Here is a 16,796-nt window from a genome sequence, read left to right as displayed (position 1 = left end):
TGCGGCCGCGAAGAAGATCCGCAAAAGCGACGCGCGTTCTTCGGCCGTCAGGCGGAGCTTCAGTACCTCCGCAACCTGATTGATTGAAGGGACTTGTGACTTGAGAACCATCGCGCAGGCAATCACGTGCAGGGCGGACGCCTGGTCCTTGGTCAGGTGATCGAAGACCATCATTTCACCTCCCCGAAGACCAAGGCTGCGATGAGGGCCGCGCGCGTATCGCTCACGCCATACCGGTTGCGCAGATGTCTTTGTCTTTGAAGATCCGTCGGAGTGTTGTATGACTGGCATGTATTATCTCCTAACACTTGATAATGCCCCCAAGCCCCGGTTCCGTGCTCCAACACAGAGCCGGGGCGTTTTCTTGTACGGCCACTCATTTTGCACCCCCGATCAGCTCCGGCAGGGCGGAGAGCGCCACCATTGCGGACGGGTCAACGCGCGAACACAAGCTGGCGGAGAGCCGGATCAGGGCGTCTCGGGTCCGGAAGTACCCGAGCGCGCGCCAAGGCCACTCCCCGCCACCGTTCTTCCGGCGTTGCAATATCCACTGGATGTTGTCTTTGCAGACAATCACCCGGTGGCGTGGACACAAGCGGACAACAACGCGCGCGTAGTGGTCCGAGGTTTCCTGATTAGACATCTCGCGGTCCTTTCAATTGCTTCAGAAGGACGCTGGGCGTATGGTGCTATCGTTCCATGCAAAGGACATTTCCGCCCCACCGCCCAAGCGCATTACTTGGCGGGGTGGGGTCAATCCCGCTTTGCTTCGATTGCCGCGTCGACTTCCGCTTCACTCCAATAGAGCCTCGCGCCCAACTTAATCGGCGCCGGCAGTAAGCCGGTCTCCTTGTAATCGCGGATGATTGAACTGCGGCTGCGGTGGCCCAGCTTTTCTTGCAACTGGGCTAGGGTGATGTAGCGTTTCATTTTGGTTCCTGCTCTAATCCTGACCGGTCATCCCCGGTCGGTCATAGGGAACCATGGATTCGCATAGCGGTCATACGGGGCGAAAATCGAATAACCCCGAACGGCCATTTCTCCTCAGAATACCGGCCTGGCGAAGAAATTCATCCTTTACCAGATCTGATAGCGCTTGGGCGCGAACCCGAAAACCATCGTAATCTTTGTGGGTACACCAGTCGCGCAGTGTCGTGTATTTTAATTCAAAACCAACCGCTTGCGCCGCTTCCACGACCGCGTCACAGGCGCTGGTGTTATGGGATGCATCGTTGCGAGTCAGAGTTATTTCGAACGCATCCACCAAGAAATTTGCCGTTTCCCAGAGAACCCACCGCTGCCCAAAGTCCTGAGAAGGCTTCGCTCCACGGCGTTTTGGGATCGGGAACCGACCAGATATCAGTTGTGCCGCAAATGCCCGAAGGCTGGGCGGCAAGGGCGCACCGTTGTAGGTGTTCCGCTCACAGATTTCCCGCGCAATCATGTAAGCGTCCCAATTGTCATGGGCCGCACCTGAGAGCCTGCCAGCGATATCTTCTGGAACTATATGAAAGACTCGGTTGGACGTTGGTATTTCTGTTTTAATTCTGGGGTTTAGAGAAATTGCCAAGTCAGCGAAGCTCAATTCAGCCATGCGGCTAAGGTCTGAACCAAAGTGTTCTGGCAAACTTTCAAAGTTTTTCAGAGCAAAGTCTCGAGCCTTCCTGAACTGTGACCAGCCTTCGGGCCAATCGCTCTCTTCATTCGGCATGGTGAAGCACCACTAGATTTTCGCTGCTGTCAGAGATTCTTTTTGCCCATCGCTCCATCAGCGCCCGCCTTTGCTCAAGATAATCCGTCCGCCGGTAGGCCCGTTCAACTGTCCCACCTGTGACATGGCCAAGCGCAGTCTCAGCCACCTCAAAGGGCACGTTCTGCGTCTCTGCGACCCAATCACGGAAGCTGGACCGGAAGCCATGGGGGCGCTCAACCATGCCGCGTCGCGCCATGAAGCTGCTCATGGTCGCGTCGGATATGACGCCCTTGCGAACACCGGGGAACAGCAAGCCGTCGCGCGCGAATGGCTTTGCCTGCTCAATCACGCGTAAGGCCTCTTCGGAGAGGGGAACACGGAATGCGCTCGTGGCGTCCTTGCGCCCCTTCATGGCCTCTGCAGGAATGGTCCAAATATCGCCGTCTATCTGATCCAGGTGGATATGTCGGATGGGATAGGAGCGCACTGCGGTGAGTATGAGAAGGCGCAATGCCAGCTCTGTAATCGATCCACCATCGAGGCTTTTATAAAAGGACATAACCTCCTGCCATGGCAGCGCGGGAATGTGCTGCAGCTTGTGCCGCTGCTTACCCAAAAGGGCGCGCGCCTTGTCTGTGGCCTGCAAATCGACATCGAGCCCCAAAGCAGCCGCATGACGCAGGCAGATGCTCAGACGGTTCATGGCTTTCTGCGCGGTCGAGGCTTTCGAATGCCAAATAGGGGCAAGCGTATCGCGGATATCGCGTTGGTCGATTTGTGACACGGGCATTTTGCCCAGCTTGGGAAGGACGTGAATTTCGAGAGGTGAAAACCAACGCCCAGCCTTTCCGTCACCCTTGAGTTCGGCCTTGCGGCTTTCGAAGGCGTCGAGGGCAATATCATTCAATATGTGCAGGCTTTGCTCAGCCTCTCGTCGCTGGCGCTCTCGCTCTTTTATGGCATCCTTTCCTTCGCGAACCACCGCTTGCCACTTGTCGGCCTGTTCGCGTGCGGCTTTCAAAGATACGCCCGGATAGCTTCCTAGCCCCATCTCGTGCCGACGTCCGAATATCGTATAGCGCAAAAACCACTGCGCACCGCCATCGGGCCGCTTGTGCAACCACAGCCCACCGCCGTCAGAGTACTTACCCGGCTGTTTGGTCTTTATCGCTGCGCTTGTAAGCTTATGTTTGGGACGGGCCACAGTACATCCACCTTATTATCCACCCATAAATATAGGGTACATTGGTGTAAGGTGAAACAGTGTGGAACACTTAAGTAACTGTTTTTCTGAGCTTCACTGTAGAATTGGTGCAAGATGAACCACCAAGATATAGATATTAAATGCGCTCCAGCAGCACCATGTCTCCCAAACTTCTTGTTTCCTGCGGTTTGGCGCGTTTCACGAGCCATATGCGCGGGGCTTTTGCCTTGTCGGCGGTCTTGCCTCTGCCCGGCCCCTGCGGATAGCTGGGCGCAGGAGGCCGTACAATGACACAGTTTGACAGCCAGATCGCCAATGCGCTTGGCACAGACCTGCCAAGCCATGACCCGCGGATCGAGGGGGATGGCAGCCTGCCGTCATATTTCGACGTGAATGGTCTCGCGCTGGCGTCGATTTCCGCCGCTTCCGGAGAGCTGGCGGCGCTGACTGGCGCAGACACCGTCACGATCAATCGCCGCCATGCGCTGCAATGGTTCGACATGACGATCCGGCCGCAGGGATGGGATCTGCCGGGGATCTGGGATCCGATTGCCGGGGATTACCCAACCGCCGATGGCTGGATCAGGCTGCACACCAATGCGCCCCATCACCGCGATGCGGCGCTGCGGGCGCTGGGGTGTGCGGGGGATCGCGAAACGGTGACGTCAGAAGTGGCCCGATGGACCGGCACGGATCTGGAAAACGCCATCGTGGCCGAGGGGGGATGCGCGGCCGAGATGCGCGGGCTGGCCGACTGGCAAGCCCACCCGCAAGGAGTGGCGGTTGCGGCAGAACCGCTGATCGCGTGGCGCGATCATGGCCGCGTCGCACCCGCGCCAAAAGATCTGCAGGGCCTGCGCATTCTTGACCTGACGCGCGTTCTGGCAGGGCCGGTCTCCACACGGTTTCTGGCTGGCTTCGGAGCACGCGTTCTCAGGATTGACCCGCCGCATTGGAACGAACCCCCGGTCGAAGCCGAAGTGACGCTGGGCAAACGCTGCGCAGGGCTGGACCTGACAAACGCTGCCGACCGCAGCCGGTTTGAAGAGCTGCTGAGCGAGGCCGACGTGCTCGTTCACGGCTATCGTCCCGGCGCGCTGGAGGGGCTGGGCTTTGATCCTGCCCAGCGCCGCGCACTCAATCCCGGTCTGATTGATGTCAGCCTGAATGCCTATGGCTGGAGCGGCCCCTGGGCCGTGCGGCGCGGGTTTGACAGCCTCATGCAGATGAGCACTGGGATTGCCGCCGAAGGCATGGCGCGCGCCGGTGCGGATCGCCCGCGCCCCCTGCCCGTTCAGGCGCTTGATCATGCGACCGGTTATCTGATGGCCGCCGCCATCCTGCGCGCGTTGCGCCACCGCACGGATTCGGGCCGGGTTCTGCAGGCGCAGCTGTCGCTGGCGCGCACGGCGCATCTGCTGATCCGCGGCGGGGCGCAGCCCTTGTCAGACGGTATGAAGTCTGAAGGGGCCGAAGACCTGTCACCTGACGTCGAACACACCGGATGGGGCCCCGCGCGCCGCATCGCCTTTCCGGTGACGCTGGATGGAAAACCACCTCAGTGGCCCGAGCCCGCAGGCCCGGTGCGCCGGCATGACGCCGTCTGGCGCCGGGCATAAATGAAAGGCCCCGGCTCGGGGGCCGGGGCGATCCGTTCAGGGCATCAGTTTCTGCACATAGCGCGGCAAGGCAAAGGCCGCCTGATGCACCGCGGGCGTGTAATACCCGGTGTCGATCCCCGCGGCATCGAACCGGCCCTGCAGCACCTCAAGCGGAGTATGCCGCGCATCGCCATCAGTGCCCCAGCCAAAGGCCATCGGCCCGCCTGCATAGGTCGGGATCGTCGCGAGGTAGCAGGTCGCATCCACGAACAGGGCGGTAAAGGCACGCATGGTGTTCGTCAGTTCATCGCCCTGCATGAAAGGCACGCCGTTCTGCGTGACCAGGATGCCATCGGGGGTCAGGGCTCGCTTGGCGTGGCCATAGAACGTGTCGCTGAACAGGACTTCGCCCGGGCCGATCGGGTCCGTGGAATCCACGATGATGACGTCATAACCGCCGCTGGTCGACCGGATGAAATCCGCGCCATCCGCGATCACCAGCTCAAGGCGCGGGTCGTCAAACGCCCCCTGGCTGAGCATCGGCAGATAGGTCTTGGAGAACTCCACCACGCCCGCATCAATCTCGACCATGGTGACATGGGTGACGGTTTTATGGCGCAAGACCTCGCGCGCCATACCGCCATCGCCGCCGCCGATGATCAGAACCCGTGAAGCCGCGCCATGGGCCAGGATCGGCACATGGGACATCATCTCGTGATAGATGAAGTTGTCGCCCTCGGTGGTCTGTACCACGTCGTCCAGCGTCAGCACCCGGCCGAAGGTACCGTTCTGGAACACCTTCAGCCGTTGATGATCGGTTTTGCTGTCATAGAGCATCTCGTCCACGCGCAGCGATTGCGCATAGTCGGGATGCAGGCTTTCGCGCACCCAATCGGTCATGCCGCCAGGCCCTCGTCGCTGACCAGGCCCGACCCGCGGCGCAGTTCCTGCACGCGCACGTCATTGGTGGCAAAGGCCGCCTTCAGTACGTCAACCGCGCGCCAGGGCTGCGCGTCGCCGCACATGAACACGTCAAACGCGCCATAGCCGATCTCGGGCCAGGTATGGACCGAGATATGGCTTTCCGCCAGCACCGCCACACCGCTCACGCCCTGGGGGCTGAACTTGTGGGTGTGGATATGCAGCAGCGTTGCACCGCATTCGGTGACGCAGTCGCGAAATGCCTGCTGTATGCGCGCCTCGTCATCCAGACCGTGACCATTCACGACCTCGATGATCAGATGCGTGCCCGCAAACACATCGCCGTCACGGCGAATGAAGTGATCGTCGCGGCTGTCGTCCAATACGACGGCAGCAGCATTCTCATTGGCGGGAATTACCCCGCACATGGTTCCTTCCTCTTGGGCGCCTGTCTCCAGACCGAGCCCCAGTTGGAAGAGGTCGATGTCCTTCATGACACTCCCCTTCGTTCCAGTAGATCGCATCCAGCCGGTCCTTAGCGCCCCCCGGGAATGAGCCTGTGCGAGACATGCTCCGAGTTGGGTTCGGATCCGAAATGTTCGGCGCGTTTATTGGTCGGGCCGGATTCGATCAAGCACTTTTTTGAGGCAGGTTCGGATTTCATAGCCGGTTTGCAATCCGCGAAAGACGCCACTCAAGATTTCACTATGAAAATCAGTTATTTACCCATTTCTTCAGAAAGTGTTTTTCCGATGGGCCCAACCGGCGCTCTGCCGATGCGCCCCGCGCCCGCAACGCCGCCCCAGCAATGGCCGGTGGCAACCTGCGCCGTATTGCGGCGCGGTTGTGTTAGCTGCTACGGCGGTCCTTCAGGAAATCGCGGACAGCAGCGGCGGTTTCGTCATCATGAATAAACCGTACGCCGAAACGTTCGCCTGCCGACCATCTCTTTTCTGTGCTGAACCGACCGATACCGTCGATGATCAGGGTTTCGATCTGGTTGCCCAGATTGTCGAGAGAGCCGAAATTCAACCTGAACGATGCACCGCCCTGCGATAGGTCAATCAATCTACCGTGCATCGGATGGCCGTTGAAGTAGGCCGTACAACTGTTTTCCGCGTCAAACCGCGTATCTGCGCGGCGGATCATGACCCTGTTGTTCAAAGTAACCTCCAAAAACACCATCTATACGAATCTGAGTGTTACCCGCCACAACAGTAGAAACCGTTAACGGGATGGCAGAACGATCTTCATGTGATTGGCCGCGGCCGAAACAGAACTGCCATGTTCTGAAATCAGCGCCCAAGGCACGGGGTTTCCGAAAAGACGCCCCGCATGCGAAAGCAAGCAACGCGGTACGGGCCGGTGAGAACAGGATGGGCCCTGCTGTGTCTTGGGGGAGAGGGACGCAAGATGCCTGCGGATCGGCCGATCTGAGACCCGCGCTGTACGAACAGATCAAAGCAAGAAATCGTCCAATTCATCGTCCAGCTGAACATTAGCGTCGTCTGTGCGCGGACCAATCAACGCCGCATGCAAACGCCGTTCGTCTTCGGTTGTGTAACATGCCCACACCCACTCAAGCGCATCGGTCTGTTTCAATGACACGCCAGGCGAATCCATCAGGGCGACAACGTTTTCAAGCAGCGCTTCCATCTTCACATACTGGGAATCAACAGACCGCGCATCCTCGCAGGCTCGCAGAAGGTCCTTCAACGCCGCCCCGAGTTGCGCCAATCCGTCATTGACCGCCATCTTGGACTCTCGGAATTCGGCAATCGAATTCGCCGTCGCATCACTATAGGCACTGACCTTGGCCACGATGTCCCCAAGCGTCTGCTTGTCCAGATGCGATATCCGGGTTCGAAGCCCGTGAACGATCCCGCTGCATTCCTCAAGAATATTGGTTGCTTCCCGCGCCAGCGTACCGGCTTCCTTGGCCAGAAAGCCGCTGCTGCTCATCGCATTGGTCGAGGCATTCTGCCGGGCAGCTGCAATCGCTCCGTTCATTCCGACGATGCGGAAATCCTGGGCCAGGTCGGCAAAGTGTCCAAGCTCTGTCGCCATCACTTCACTCTCCCGGTCGAGCGCGTCGATCATGGAAAACACAGCCTCAAGCGCAACGCGGCTGTCGGCAGCGCAGCGTTCTATGGAAACCGTGACCTTTGATTGCGATTCGATCCATGTATTGAGCTGCGCGTTGAACCCCGATCCTCCGGCCAGGTCCGTCTGCGCCGTCTGGGACGCATCCTGGATATCTTTCAGCGCCCGCTTTGATCGGGCGCGAATGTCGCGCGTATCGGTCAGCAACTGACCAAGCTGTGCGATGACAAGAGCGTGTGCCTGCCCACGAATTTCCGGCGACATGTCACTGGCCTGGCCGACGATTTTTCGTGCGTTGTCCAGACGCTGGGTGAATGCATCGAGGAACTGAAGACTGCGCAGCAGATCACAGATGGCCGAATGCGTTGCGTCCAGAAGGTTCTCGACCCGCGCCTGAAGCGTCTGGGTCACTTCCTGGTGCAGGTCGTGACCTGTCTTTTGCGAGGCAACCAGCGCCTCGACAACCCCGATCTGCTGGCGCTGTCGCGCAACTTCGCCATTCAGCTGAAGTCGGGATTTCTCGATGTTTCTGAAGATCGCTGCAACGGATTTCTTGGCCTTCAACACCAGCACCAGGAAACGCTTCGAAAAGGCGGACAGCGCCTCGGAAAACTCGCCAAGGCCCGCGTCCTGGGCTGAAATCTTCGTGACCTCCACCTGCAGACAGGTCGATATCATCCGGTTCGTCTGGGTCTGCCTGCCCAGCATGTCGACAAGATGTCCAAGTTTTATGGTTTCCAGCGCCGAGACAGACCTTTGCAGGCCTTGGGTCGCCTCAAGCGTCATCGACAGAAGCGCCAGCGGGTCGTGTTCCGTCTGGGACGGCGTCGCGGCGGAATTGATCGCGTCGATAGACGCCACCAGAGACTGGGCCCGATCTGAGACCGCACCAGCCCTGTCACGGACCGCATTCAGATTTGCAACAAGCGGATCCGACGTTGCGCGGACCGCATTCAGACCATCCTCGAAAGACTTTTCGATCGAATTCATGCTTTTGACTTTGGCTCTTACGGCCATCGCGAACCCTCACTACCCGAATCCCAGGCTCTTAGCTGCGACGACAGACCTTAATAATTCGCAAATCCCAGGCGATCTGCCGTGGTTCGATCAATGCGGGGCAGTTTGTTGGCGGTCTGCACGATTGCTTAAGATTCGGCGGCTAATCGTTCTGGCAAACGCAACTGAGGGAGCTTCCGGTGCCTGATTCAGAACACTCGCCTGGGATCGTCCAGATTCCCGCAAATTTGTCCGCTGCCGAAGCGCGCGGCGTTGTCGAGGATTTGAGGACACGGCTGAAAGCTGATGCCGGGTCGCTGACCGTGGACCTGATCAATTCCACGGAGGAGGTATCGATCTCAACCGTGCAACTTCTGGCCTCTGTCAGCAACACGGCATCCGAATCGGGGATTCGGCTGGGCGAAACGGCCAAGGCCGCGTTGGACGCATTCGGCCGCCCATCACAAACAGGAGCAACAGGATGAGCAAGACAGTCCTGACAGTCGACGACAGCGCAAGCATTCGCAGCGCAATCGCCTTTGCGCTGCAACCCAAGGGATACAAGGTCATCCAGGCCGAGGACGGGCGCGCGGGCCTGGCCGCACTGAAGGCGAACGCCGTGGACATGGTCATCACGGATCTCAACATGCCGAACATGAACGGGATCGAGATGATCCGCGCGGTGCGCAGCGACCGAACGCTGGATGGCGTGCCGATCGTCCTTCTGACGACCGAGTCGCAGAAGGAAAAAATGCTGGAAGGCAAACAGGCCGGCGCGGCCGGCTGGATCGTGAAACCCTTCGACGAGCAGAAAATCTGTGCGGTCGTGTCGAAAATGATCGGATAACACCATGAGCAGCCCGACTGATACCTTCCTCCAAGAGGCCGACGATCTGCTGGCCGCACTTGAAGAAGCCCTGCTTGAGCTCGACGAGAACCCGCAGGACGCGATCAATATCGCAAATGCGTTCCGTGCGCTGCACACGCTGAAAGGCTCGGGCAATATGTTCGGGTTCCGCGCGCTGGGCGACTTCATCCATCATTTCGAAGATTGCTTCGAAAAGGTGCGCAATGGCAGTGCGTTTGTGACACCCGACCTGGTTGCCGTTGCTCTTGCCTCGCGTGATCACATAGCCGCGTTGCTGGACCTGGGCCCGGATACCGCGCTTACGCCAGAACTGGCGGAAACCGACCGAAACCTGTTGGCCAAGCTGGGGGAGATCACCGGATCTGACACTTTGTCTGCCGCGGACCGCCCGTCAGAGGATACCGCCAGTTCCAACCAGCCGAATGCGCCGGTGATAGAACGTCGATGGCACATCCGGTTCCGTCCCGAGCCGGGCTCCCTTGGCATGGGTGTCCGCCCTGATCTTCTGTTGGCGGAACTCAGTGGGCTGGGCCGCACAATGGTGACGCCCCAACTCGACGCGGTGCCGGGACTGGACAGCTATGACCCGGCGGAGTGCTACATCGCCTGGATCATCGAGCTGGTTGGCCCGGTTGACCGCGCCGCGATCGAGGATGTGTTCCTGTTCCAGATGGATGCTGAACTGACCATCGAGGAAACACAGCTTGAGGCGCAGGACATGCCGGAGCCTGCGGAAAATGATGCCGCTCTTCCGGACCGCGGTGCTGAAAAGACCAGCACACCCGCCAAAGGCCAGGCTTCGGGCGGCGACAGCGTGCGCGTGCAGGCCAGCCGTCTGGACGATCTCATGAACCAACTGGGCGAGCTTGTTATCGCACAAGCACGTCTCAAGGCGATCTCATCCGAGATCGACGACCCCCGCTTGTCTGGAACAGCCGAAGAGATCGAGGCTCTGGTCACCGGGCTGCGCGACACCACGTTGTCGATCCGTATGCTGCCGGTATCCATGGTGTTTGGCAAATTCCGCCGGCTTGTGCGCGACCTGTCCAGCGATCTGGGCAAGGCGGTTGCCCTGACCACCGAAGGGGGCGAGACCGAGGTCGACAAGAACATCATAGACGCGCTGACTGATCCGCTGGTGCATATGGTGCGGAATTCGATCGACCACGGTGTCGAATCCGCAGACATCCGGGCCGCACAGGGCAAACCTGAAACAGCAACCATCTGCCTGCGCGCTGAACAAGCCGGCGGTGAGGTCTTGATCACCGTCTCGGACGACGGTGGAGGCCTCGATACCGAGGCGATCCGTGCGCGCGCGATCGAACGCAAACTGATCAGCAGCGATCAGTCCCTGAGCGCCGCCGAACTGCATCAACTCATTTTCGAGCCCGGGTTTTCCACTGCCGAAACCATCTCGAACGTCTCTGGTCGAGGTGTGGGAATGGATGCCGTCCGCGGAGTGATTGACGCTCTGCGCGGGACCATTGATGTCCGGTCGCGCCCTGGCGAAGGCACCGAAGTCACCCTCAGGCTGCCGCTGACCCTCGCCATTATCGACGGTCTGATGGTGCGGGTCGATGACGATCACTTCGTGATTCCGCTCGCCGCCGTCGAGGAATGTGTCGATCTTCCCGACAGGAACATGGTGCATGACAACGGTCGCCGGATGCTTCAGATCCGCGAAAGCTGGGTGCCCTATATCGATCTCGATCAGCTGTTTGGCTTCGGCCAGAGCGGGGCGAAAGGTCGCCGTGTCGTTGTCGTCACCGCGGATGGACGCCGCATTGGCTTCGCCGTCGACGATGTCGTGGGGCAATTGCAGACCGTTATCAAACCGCTGAGCCGTTTTCACCGCTCAGTCGAGGGCCTGGCCGGGGCGACGATCCTCGGGGACGGCTCGGTTGCGCTCATCCTGGACGCCAATGCCATCGTACGCCGTGCCGACGCGGTGCGGCAGATCGCAGCCTGAAAGGGAAACTCGTCATGCAACAGGAAATCCACTCGCAGACTGACACCGCACCCATCGGCCTGGCCACTGTGGACGGCGTGCCGGTAGACGCCACCGAAACGCTGCTGACCTTCCGGATGGACGGCGAACGCTTCGCCATCGCCGTAGGCGCCGTTGCGGAAATCATTGACCCTCAGCGCACAACGCGGGTGCCAAACAGCGGGTCACTCGCACCCAGCCTGCTGAACGTTCGCGGAACGATCGTGCCATTGATCGACCTGCGTCATCGCCTTGGCATGGAGAGCGGTGAACGTCTGCACAGCAGTCGTCTGCTGGTCATTGAAATCGCGATTGACGGTGAACTGACCAAAATCGCGATCATGGCCGACGCGGTGGAGGACGTGATCGACGCCGCCACCGCCGAAGTTGAACCGATCCCCGACCTTGGCGTTCGGTGGCCGACCGAATGCTTTCGGGGCGCAATCAAGCACAAAGGTGACCTGATCATCCTGCTGGAAGAAACCTTCAGCTTTCTCGATACCCGCGGCTCGGACGCCGCACTTTGACTGAACGGAGTGTTTAAATGTTCCTGAACAAATTAAAAATTAAGACGCAACTTGTTGCCGTCTTCGTAACACTGGTGCTGCTGCTGGGGGTATCAAGCTTCCTGGCGCTACAAAAAACAGCCAACCTGCGGGATGAGATCGTGGGCCTCGCCGACGAAACCGCCATTCAGCTGGAACGCAGCGTTGCCATCGAAGCCGCGCTGGCACGCTCCATGAGCCTCATCAAAAGCTACATTATCCTCGACGAAGCCGAGGCCGTGGCGGCGGCGGCGGCAAAGGCGGACATCTGGCTGGACAAGCCTCTCGAATATGTAGAAGAGATGCGCCCGCTCCTGAAAACGGAGGCATCCCGTGCACTTCTGGCGAATTTGGAGGATCGGATTGCCGAGTTCCGCAACATCGAGGCCGAACTGCGCGAAATCGCCGTGCAGAACACAAATTATCAGGCCGTAAATCGCTACAAAGCAGAAAGCGCACCGCTTTCAAAGGCACTCATGGAAGAAGTCACCGCGCTTCAGAGCGCGATCGAAGCCCGTGAAGATCGCTTCGACACAGCGACAACGGGTCTTGCAGGGAATCTGCGCACTCTGAAAGCCACATTGTTCGAGATCAAAGTCGCCAAGACAAACCTGATGGTCGATACGTCCCCGGAAAGTATGGCGCAGGTTCATGCCGAACTGGAGCAACTGACGCGCTCGGCCGAGACGCAGCTGGCGGATCTCTCCGAAGCTGTGGGGCCGCTTCACAGCGCGGCAGTTGAACGCATCCGCAGCGCCTTTGGCGAATGGCAGCCGGCCTTGCAGCAAGTCATTGCCCTGACACTGCAAAACACGAACTTCCTCGCAGATGAAAAGCTGAATAACGAACTGGAACCCGCCTTTGGCGCTGCGTTCGATGCCGCGGTCGACATGGCTGATCGCTCGGTAGAGATCCTTGGCATCACCCGCCAGAATGCGCTTGCCGAATACAATCGCGCACGTACCGAATTGATCACCGTCGGCGCTGTTGCCGCCGCGATCGCAATCGCCGCTGCACTGTATCTGTCTGTCAGCATCGGGCGGGGTCTTGCCCAGGCTGTTGGTGTGGTGAACGACGTGTCGCGCGGCAACCTTCAGGTCAACACCCACACCGACAAGAAGAACGAAATCGGTGATCTGCTGAACGCCATGCAGAAAATGGTTGCGGATCTGAACAGCATGAGCGGCTCGGCCGAGTCGATCGCCAAAGGCGACCTGACCGTCGAGGTTTCTCCAAGGTCCGAACAGGATAGATTGGGTCTCGCTCTGCGCGACATGACGATGCGTCTGCGCGACGTCATCCGCCGCGCGAATGCAAGTGCCGACCGCGTGTCGACCGGTTCGTCCGAGATGAGCCAGACAGCGCAATCACTGAGCTCGGGCGCAAGCAGCCAGGCGGCGGCGGCCGAGGAGGCTTCGGCCTCGATCGAAGAGATGACGGCCAATATCAGCCAGACGGCAGACAATGCATCGCAGACCGAAAAAATCGCGACCCAGTCGGCGGCAGAAGCCAAAAAGAGCGGTGACGCCGTTGAACGCGCTGTGACTGCGATGAAGACGATCGCGGACAAGATCAACATCATCCAGGAAATCGCCCGTCAGACGGACCTTCTGGCCCTCAACGCTGCGGTTGAGGCCGCGCGGGCTGGCCAACACGGGAAAGGCTTCGCGGTGGTTGCTTCCGAGGTTCGGAAACTGGCCGAACGCAGCCAGGCCGCCGCGGCGGAGATCAGTCAGCTGTCCGGCGAAACGGTTCAGGTATCAAGCGAGGCCGGCCGGATGCTCGAAACCCTGGTTCCCAACATCCAAAGGACCGCAGACCTGGTGCAGGAGATCAGTTCCGCCACACGCGAGCAAAATGTCGGTGCCGACCAGATCAATCAGGCGATCCGTGAACTCGATCGCGTGATCCAGCAGAATTCGGCTGCAGCTGAAGAATCAGCCGCGAACAGCGAACTGCTGGCTCAGGAAGCTGAGACACTGGCCGAAGTGATCGGGTTCTTCGCGATCGATCAGGGCGGCGCTTCCGCGAAGAAAACCAAGGCCAAGCGACCGCTGGTTCTGTCTTCTGAGCGGATGGCCAGCCCGGCAGCTGACGGCGCCGAAGCGCGGTCCAACCATGAAGGTGGTGGAATCGACCTTGATCTGTCGGCATCGGATGACGAGCTCGACAAGGAGTTCATGCGCTATGCAAGCTGACAAGGCGCATTCGATCCGCCCCGGATACCAGGCTGTTTCCGGGGCGGCCATCGAGGACCTGGACGACTCCGCTTCAAAGTTCCTGACTTTCGACATCGCGAACAGGATCTTTGCGGTAGAGGTTACACGGGTCCGGGAAATCCTTGATATGCAGGAGGTCACGCCGCTGCCGAACAGCCCGCATCAGGTGGAGGGTGTGGTTGACGTGCGTGGCGTCAGCATTCCGATCGTGAATATGAGCGGGGCGCTTGGCGCATCAAGCGATCCGATGGGAGAAGACAGCCGGATCATCGTGTTCGAGACCCCTAGCGCCAGCGACAAGCTGCTGACGGTCGGCGTTGTCGCAGACCGTGTTCGAGATGTCTGTCAGATCGAAGCAAACGAGATCGAGGCTCCGCCGGATTTCGGCGACAGCGCCCTCAGACCAGGCGCTGTGACGGGTATGTGTCGCCTTGAAGGAGGGCTGGTCGTGATCATTGATCTGTCGCATGTCTTTGCAGAAATGGGACTTGCTCTGTGACAGCGCTTCCGAAAGAGCATGTGCTTACCGACCTGTCCGAACCAGCACGGCTGAACTGCGGGCCAGCGCAAGTCTCTGCCCTGGCCCGCTACGCGCTGGACTTCACGGGCATCCGGCTGACCGACCGAAATGAAGGTTTCTTCAAACGCCGCCTGCCGACTCTCTTGGCGCGCAGCGGATACAGCAGCCTCGGCCTCTATATTGCGGCATTGGGCACCGAAGAGAGCCTGCGCCGCGACTTTGTCGAGGCGCTGACCGTGCATACGACCAGCTTCTTCCGCGACAAACGCCAATATGACTGGCTGCAGGCAGAAGGCTTGCCGAGGCTGACGCGTGAACGAAGCACCATCACGTTCTGGAGTGCCGCAGCATCCAGCGGCCAGGAGGGTTGGACGGCTCTCATGGTTGCCGACCAAGTCCGGCGCAATATCAACACCCCGTTCCGCGCCAAGTTGATTGCGACTGACCTGTCGCGGAAGGTCGTCGATCTTGCCAAGCGCGCGATCTACGATGCTGATGAGGTGAACGGCATTCCGCAAGATACGGTCCGACGCTATTTCATGCACTCGAAGTCGGGCGACGGACGCTTACGCATTGTTCCGGAACTGAGGGCCGCGGCCGAATGGCGGCCGGGCAATCTGGTCACCGGTGACGGTCTCACTGGCATTCAAGCCGATGTCGCCTTTTTGAGGAATGTTTTGATCTACTTTCCCGACGATGTGAAAACACAGGTCATCAATCGCGTTGTCGGCCGGATCAAACCCGGCGGCTATCTACTTACTGGACACAGCGAAACGGGGTTTTCCCATCGCGACCTGAAGGTCATCGAGCCCTCAATTTACATCAAAGGTTGATCGCACATGACGCCGAAGCGAAACATCCGCGTCCTGATCGTGGACGACAGTGCCTCTGTACGCGAAACGCTGGTGCGCATCATCAGTGACCATCCCGCGCTCGAGGTTATGGGAACCGCTGCGGATCCTTTCCGCGCCTCCGAGATCCTCAAACGCGAAAAGCCCGATGTCATCACTCTGGACGTGGAAATGCCGCGGATGGACGGGGTGACCTTCTTGCGCCGGCTCATGGCACAGCACCCGATGCCGGTCGTGGTTTGTTCATCTCTGGTTGGCGACGGCACCGCCACGCTTGAAAGCGTACTTGCCGCGGGTGCTGTCGACATCATCCAAAAGCCAAGCCTGGGCGTGCGAGATGCCCTTCTGGATCAGAAAATCATGATTCAGAACGCCGTCCTTGGCGCCGCGCAGGCGCGGACCGAACGCCTCGGCCGCGGCGCATCGCACAGATCGAAGGCCAGCGCGGACGCGGTGCTGCCGGCCCCGACCGGTCGCGCGATGGCCAAAACAACAGAAACAGTGATCGCCATCGGCGCTTCGACTGGCGGAACAGATGCTTTGCGCTTGGTGCTTGAGCGGCTCTCGCCGTTTTCGCCACCGATTGTGATCGTCCAACACATGCCAGAAAGTTTCACTGCCGCTTTCGCCAAACGGCTGGATTCATCTTGCGCAATTACCGTCAAAGAAGCCGCAAACGGGGACACCTTGCTGCGCGGACAAGCACTGATCGCTCCGGGAAACCGCCATATGCTTCTGCGCAGAAGCGGCGCGACATATTGCGTTGAGGTCCGTGACGGGCCGCTGGTCAATCGCCACCGTCCGTCGGTCGATGTGCTGTTCCGGTCCGTGGCGCAATATGCCGGACCAAACGCCAGTGGGTTCATCCTGACCGGCATGGGAGATGATGGCGCGAAGGGGTTGCTGGAAATGCGCAATGCAGGCGCACACACCTTTGGACAAAACGAGGAATCATGCGTCGTCTATGGAATGCCGGCGGAGGCCAAGAAAATCGGCGCAGTGTCGCGCGAACTTGATCTGGACGGCATTGCAAACACGATCAACCGCATCGCCGGGCAGTCCGGTGGATGAGGATGTCTTCAGATGACGACACGTCTGCACGACCCTCGGAAAACCTGACAAAGCCGTGGCACGGAAGCAGTTTGGGTGTATGCAGCCAAGTTTGCTGCGGCCTGCAAAAGACTGGTAACTCTCTTCCTTCTCGCGACCGGGCTGGAGAAAGCACGGGCCGATCAACAGAAAGGCAAAATCCGGTGCAACAGTCCAAAACCCTAAGGAAGGATGGGCC

Annotated in this window: 17 protein-coding genes; 9 read left to right on the top strand and 8 right to left on the bottom strand. The window is 59.5% G+C overall.

Going from position 1 to position 16,796, the window contains the following annotated elements; translation table 11 throughout:
- Positions 1 to 376 precede the first annotated feature (376 nt).
- The 4 genes from TR61_RS11335 to TR61_RS11325 all read right to left on the bottom strand — a co-directional run bounded on the left by TR61_RS11335 (position 377) and on the right by TR61_RS11325 (position 2,897).
- Positions 377 to 643 carry a hypothetical protein gene (locus tag TR61_RS11335; protein ID WP_050930102.1) on the bottom strand — a complete coding sequence of 89 codons (267 nt, stop codon included), beginning with the start codon at positions 641 to 643 and terminating at the stop codon, positions 377 to 379.
- 110 nt (positions 644 to 753) lie between these two features.
- Positions 754 to 930 carry a helix-turn-helix transcriptional regulator gene (locus TR61_RS19930; protein WP_157440895.1) on the bottom strand — a complete coding sequence of 59 codons (177 nt, stop codon included), beginning with the start codon at positions 928 to 930 and terminating at the stop codon, positions 754 to 756.
- Between the two features lie 70 nt (positions 931 to 1,000).
- A complete protein-coding gene (locus tag TR61_RS11330; protein ID WP_050930101.1) occupies positions 1,001 to 1,711 on the bottom strand; it encodes a peptidoglycan recognition protein family protein in 711 nt (236 codons plus the stop codon).
- Positions 1,701 to 2,897 carry a tyrosine-type recombinase/integrase gene (locus TR61_RS11325; RefSeq protein ID WP_050930100.1) on the bottom strand — a complete coding sequence of 399 codons (1,197 nt, stop codon included), beginning with the start codon at positions 2,895 to 2,897 and terminating at the stop codon, positions 1,701 to 1,703. The genes TR61_RS11330 and TR61_RS11325 overlap by 11 nt, the downstream gene beginning before the upstream one ends.
- A 287-nt stretch (positions 2,898 to 3,184) precedes the next feature.
- Between TR61_RS11325 and TR61_RS11320 the strand changes: the two genes are divergently transcribed.
- Positions 3,185 to 4,516: a CoA transferase gene (locus TR61_RS11320; protein WP_050930099.1), complete on the top strand. Its 1,332-nt coding sequence runs from the start codon at positions 3,185 to 3,187 to the stop codon at positions 4,514 to 4,516.
- 36 nt (positions 4,517 to 4,552) lie between these two features.
- Here the strand turns inward: TR61_RS11320 and speE are convergent, their stop codons facing one another.
- The 4 genes from speE to TR61_RS11300 form a co-directional block, all read right to left on the bottom strand.
- Positions 4,553 to 5,398: a polyamine aminopropyltransferase gene (speE, locus tag TR61_RS11315; protein ID WP_050930098.1), complete on the bottom strand. Its 846-nt coding sequence runs from the start codon at positions 5,396 to 5,398 to the stop codon at positions 4,553 to 4,555.
- Entirely contained in the window at positions 5,395 to 5,913 is a 519-nt protein-coding gene (gene speD, locus TR61_RS11310; protein ID WP_050930097.1) for an adenosylmethionine decarboxylase, read from the bottom strand. The genes speE and speD overlap by 4 nt, the downstream gene beginning before the upstream one ends.
- A gap of 355 nt (positions 5,914 to 6,268) precedes the next feature.
- Positions 6,269 to 6,568 (bottom strand): PilZ domain-containing protein, encoded by a 300-nt coding sequence (locus tag TR61_RS11305; RefSeq protein ID WP_050930096.1) that lies wholly within the window; start codon positions 6,566 to 6,568, stop codon positions 6,269 to 6,271.
- 309 nt (positions 6,569 to 6,877) lie between these two features.
- On the bottom strand, positions 6,878 to 8,512 hold the full coding sequence (locus TR61_RS11300; RefSeq protein ID WP_050930095.1) for a hypothetical protein: 1,635 nt from the start codon (positions 8,510 to 8,512) through the stop codon (positions 6,878 to 6,880).
- Between the two features lie 206 nt (positions 8,513 to 8,718).
- On the opposite strand from TR61_RS11300, the gene TR61_RS11295 reads away from it, so the two are divergent.
- The 8 genes from TR61_RS11295 to TR61_RS11260 are packed head-to-tail and all read left to right on the top strand — an operon-like array spanning position 8,719 to position 16,579.
- Positions 8,719 to 9,003, top strand: a complete 285-nt coding sequence (locus tag TR61_RS11295; protein ID WP_157440894.1) for a hypothetical protein — start codon at positions 8,719 to 8,721, stop codon at positions 9,001 to 9,003.
- Positions 9,000 to 9,365 carry a response regulator gene (locus TR61_RS11290; protein WP_050930093.1) on the top strand — a complete coding sequence of 122 codons (366 nt, stop codon included), beginning with the start codon at positions 9,000 to 9,002 and terminating at the stop codon, positions 9,363 to 9,365. Before TR61_RS11295 ends, TR61_RS11290 begins: the two co-directional genes overlap by 4 nt.
- 4 nt (positions 9,366 to 9,369) lie before the next feature.
- Positions 9,370 to 11,355 (top strand): chemotaxis protein CheA, encoded by a 1,986-nt coding sequence (locus TR61_RS11285; RefSeq protein WP_050930092.1) that lies wholly within the window; start codon positions 9,370 to 9,372, stop codon positions 11,353 to 11,355.
- 14 nt (positions 11,356 to 11,369) lie between these two features.
- The gene (locus TR61_RS11280) at positions 11,370 to 11,900 is read left to right on the top strand and encodes a chemotaxis protein CheW (RefSeq protein WP_050930091.1); all 531 of its coding nucleotides are present in this window, start codon (positions 11,370 to 11,372) and stop codon (positions 11,898 to 11,900) included.
- Between the two features lie 17 nt (positions 11,901 to 11,917).
- The gene (locus tag TR61_RS11275) at positions 11,918 to 14,116 is read left to right on the top strand and encodes a HAMP domain-containing methyl-accepting chemotaxis protein (protein ID WP_050930090.1); all 2,199 of its coding nucleotides are present in this window, start codon (positions 11,918 to 11,920) and stop codon (positions 14,114 to 14,116) included.
- A complete protein-coding gene (locus tag TR61_RS11270) occupies positions 14,106 to 14,636 on the top strand; it encodes a chemotaxis protein CheW (RefSeq protein ID WP_050930089.1) in 531 nt (176 codons plus the stop codon). The genes TR61_RS11275 and TR61_RS11270 overlap by 11 nt, the downstream gene beginning before the upstream one ends.
- Positions 14,633 to 15,490 carry a CheR family methyltransferase gene (locus TR61_RS11265; RefSeq protein WP_050930088.1) on the top strand — a complete coding sequence of 286 codons (858 nt, stop codon included), beginning with the start codon at positions 14,633 to 14,635 and terminating at the stop codon, positions 15,488 to 15,490. Before TR61_RS11270 ends, TR61_RS11265 begins: the two co-directional genes overlap by 4 nt.
- A gap of 6 nt (positions 15,491 to 15,496) precedes the next feature.
- Positions 15,497 to 16,579 carry a protein-glutamate methylesterase/protein-glutamine glutaminase gene (locus tag TR61_RS11260; RefSeq protein ID WP_050930087.1) on the top strand — a complete coding sequence of 361 codons (1,083 nt, stop codon included), beginning with the start codon at positions 15,497 to 15,499 and terminating at the stop codon, positions 16,577 to 16,579.
- The last annotated feature ends 217 nt before the right edge of the window (positions 16,580 to 16,796 follow it).

Source organism: Aestuariivita boseongensis (assembly GCF_001262635.1).
Lineage (GTDB): Bacteria > Pseudomonadota > Alphaproteobacteria > Rhodobacterales > Rhodobacteraceae > Aestuariivita > Aestuariivita boseongensis.
This window is presented reverse-complemented; position numbering and strand designations above follow the sequence as displayed.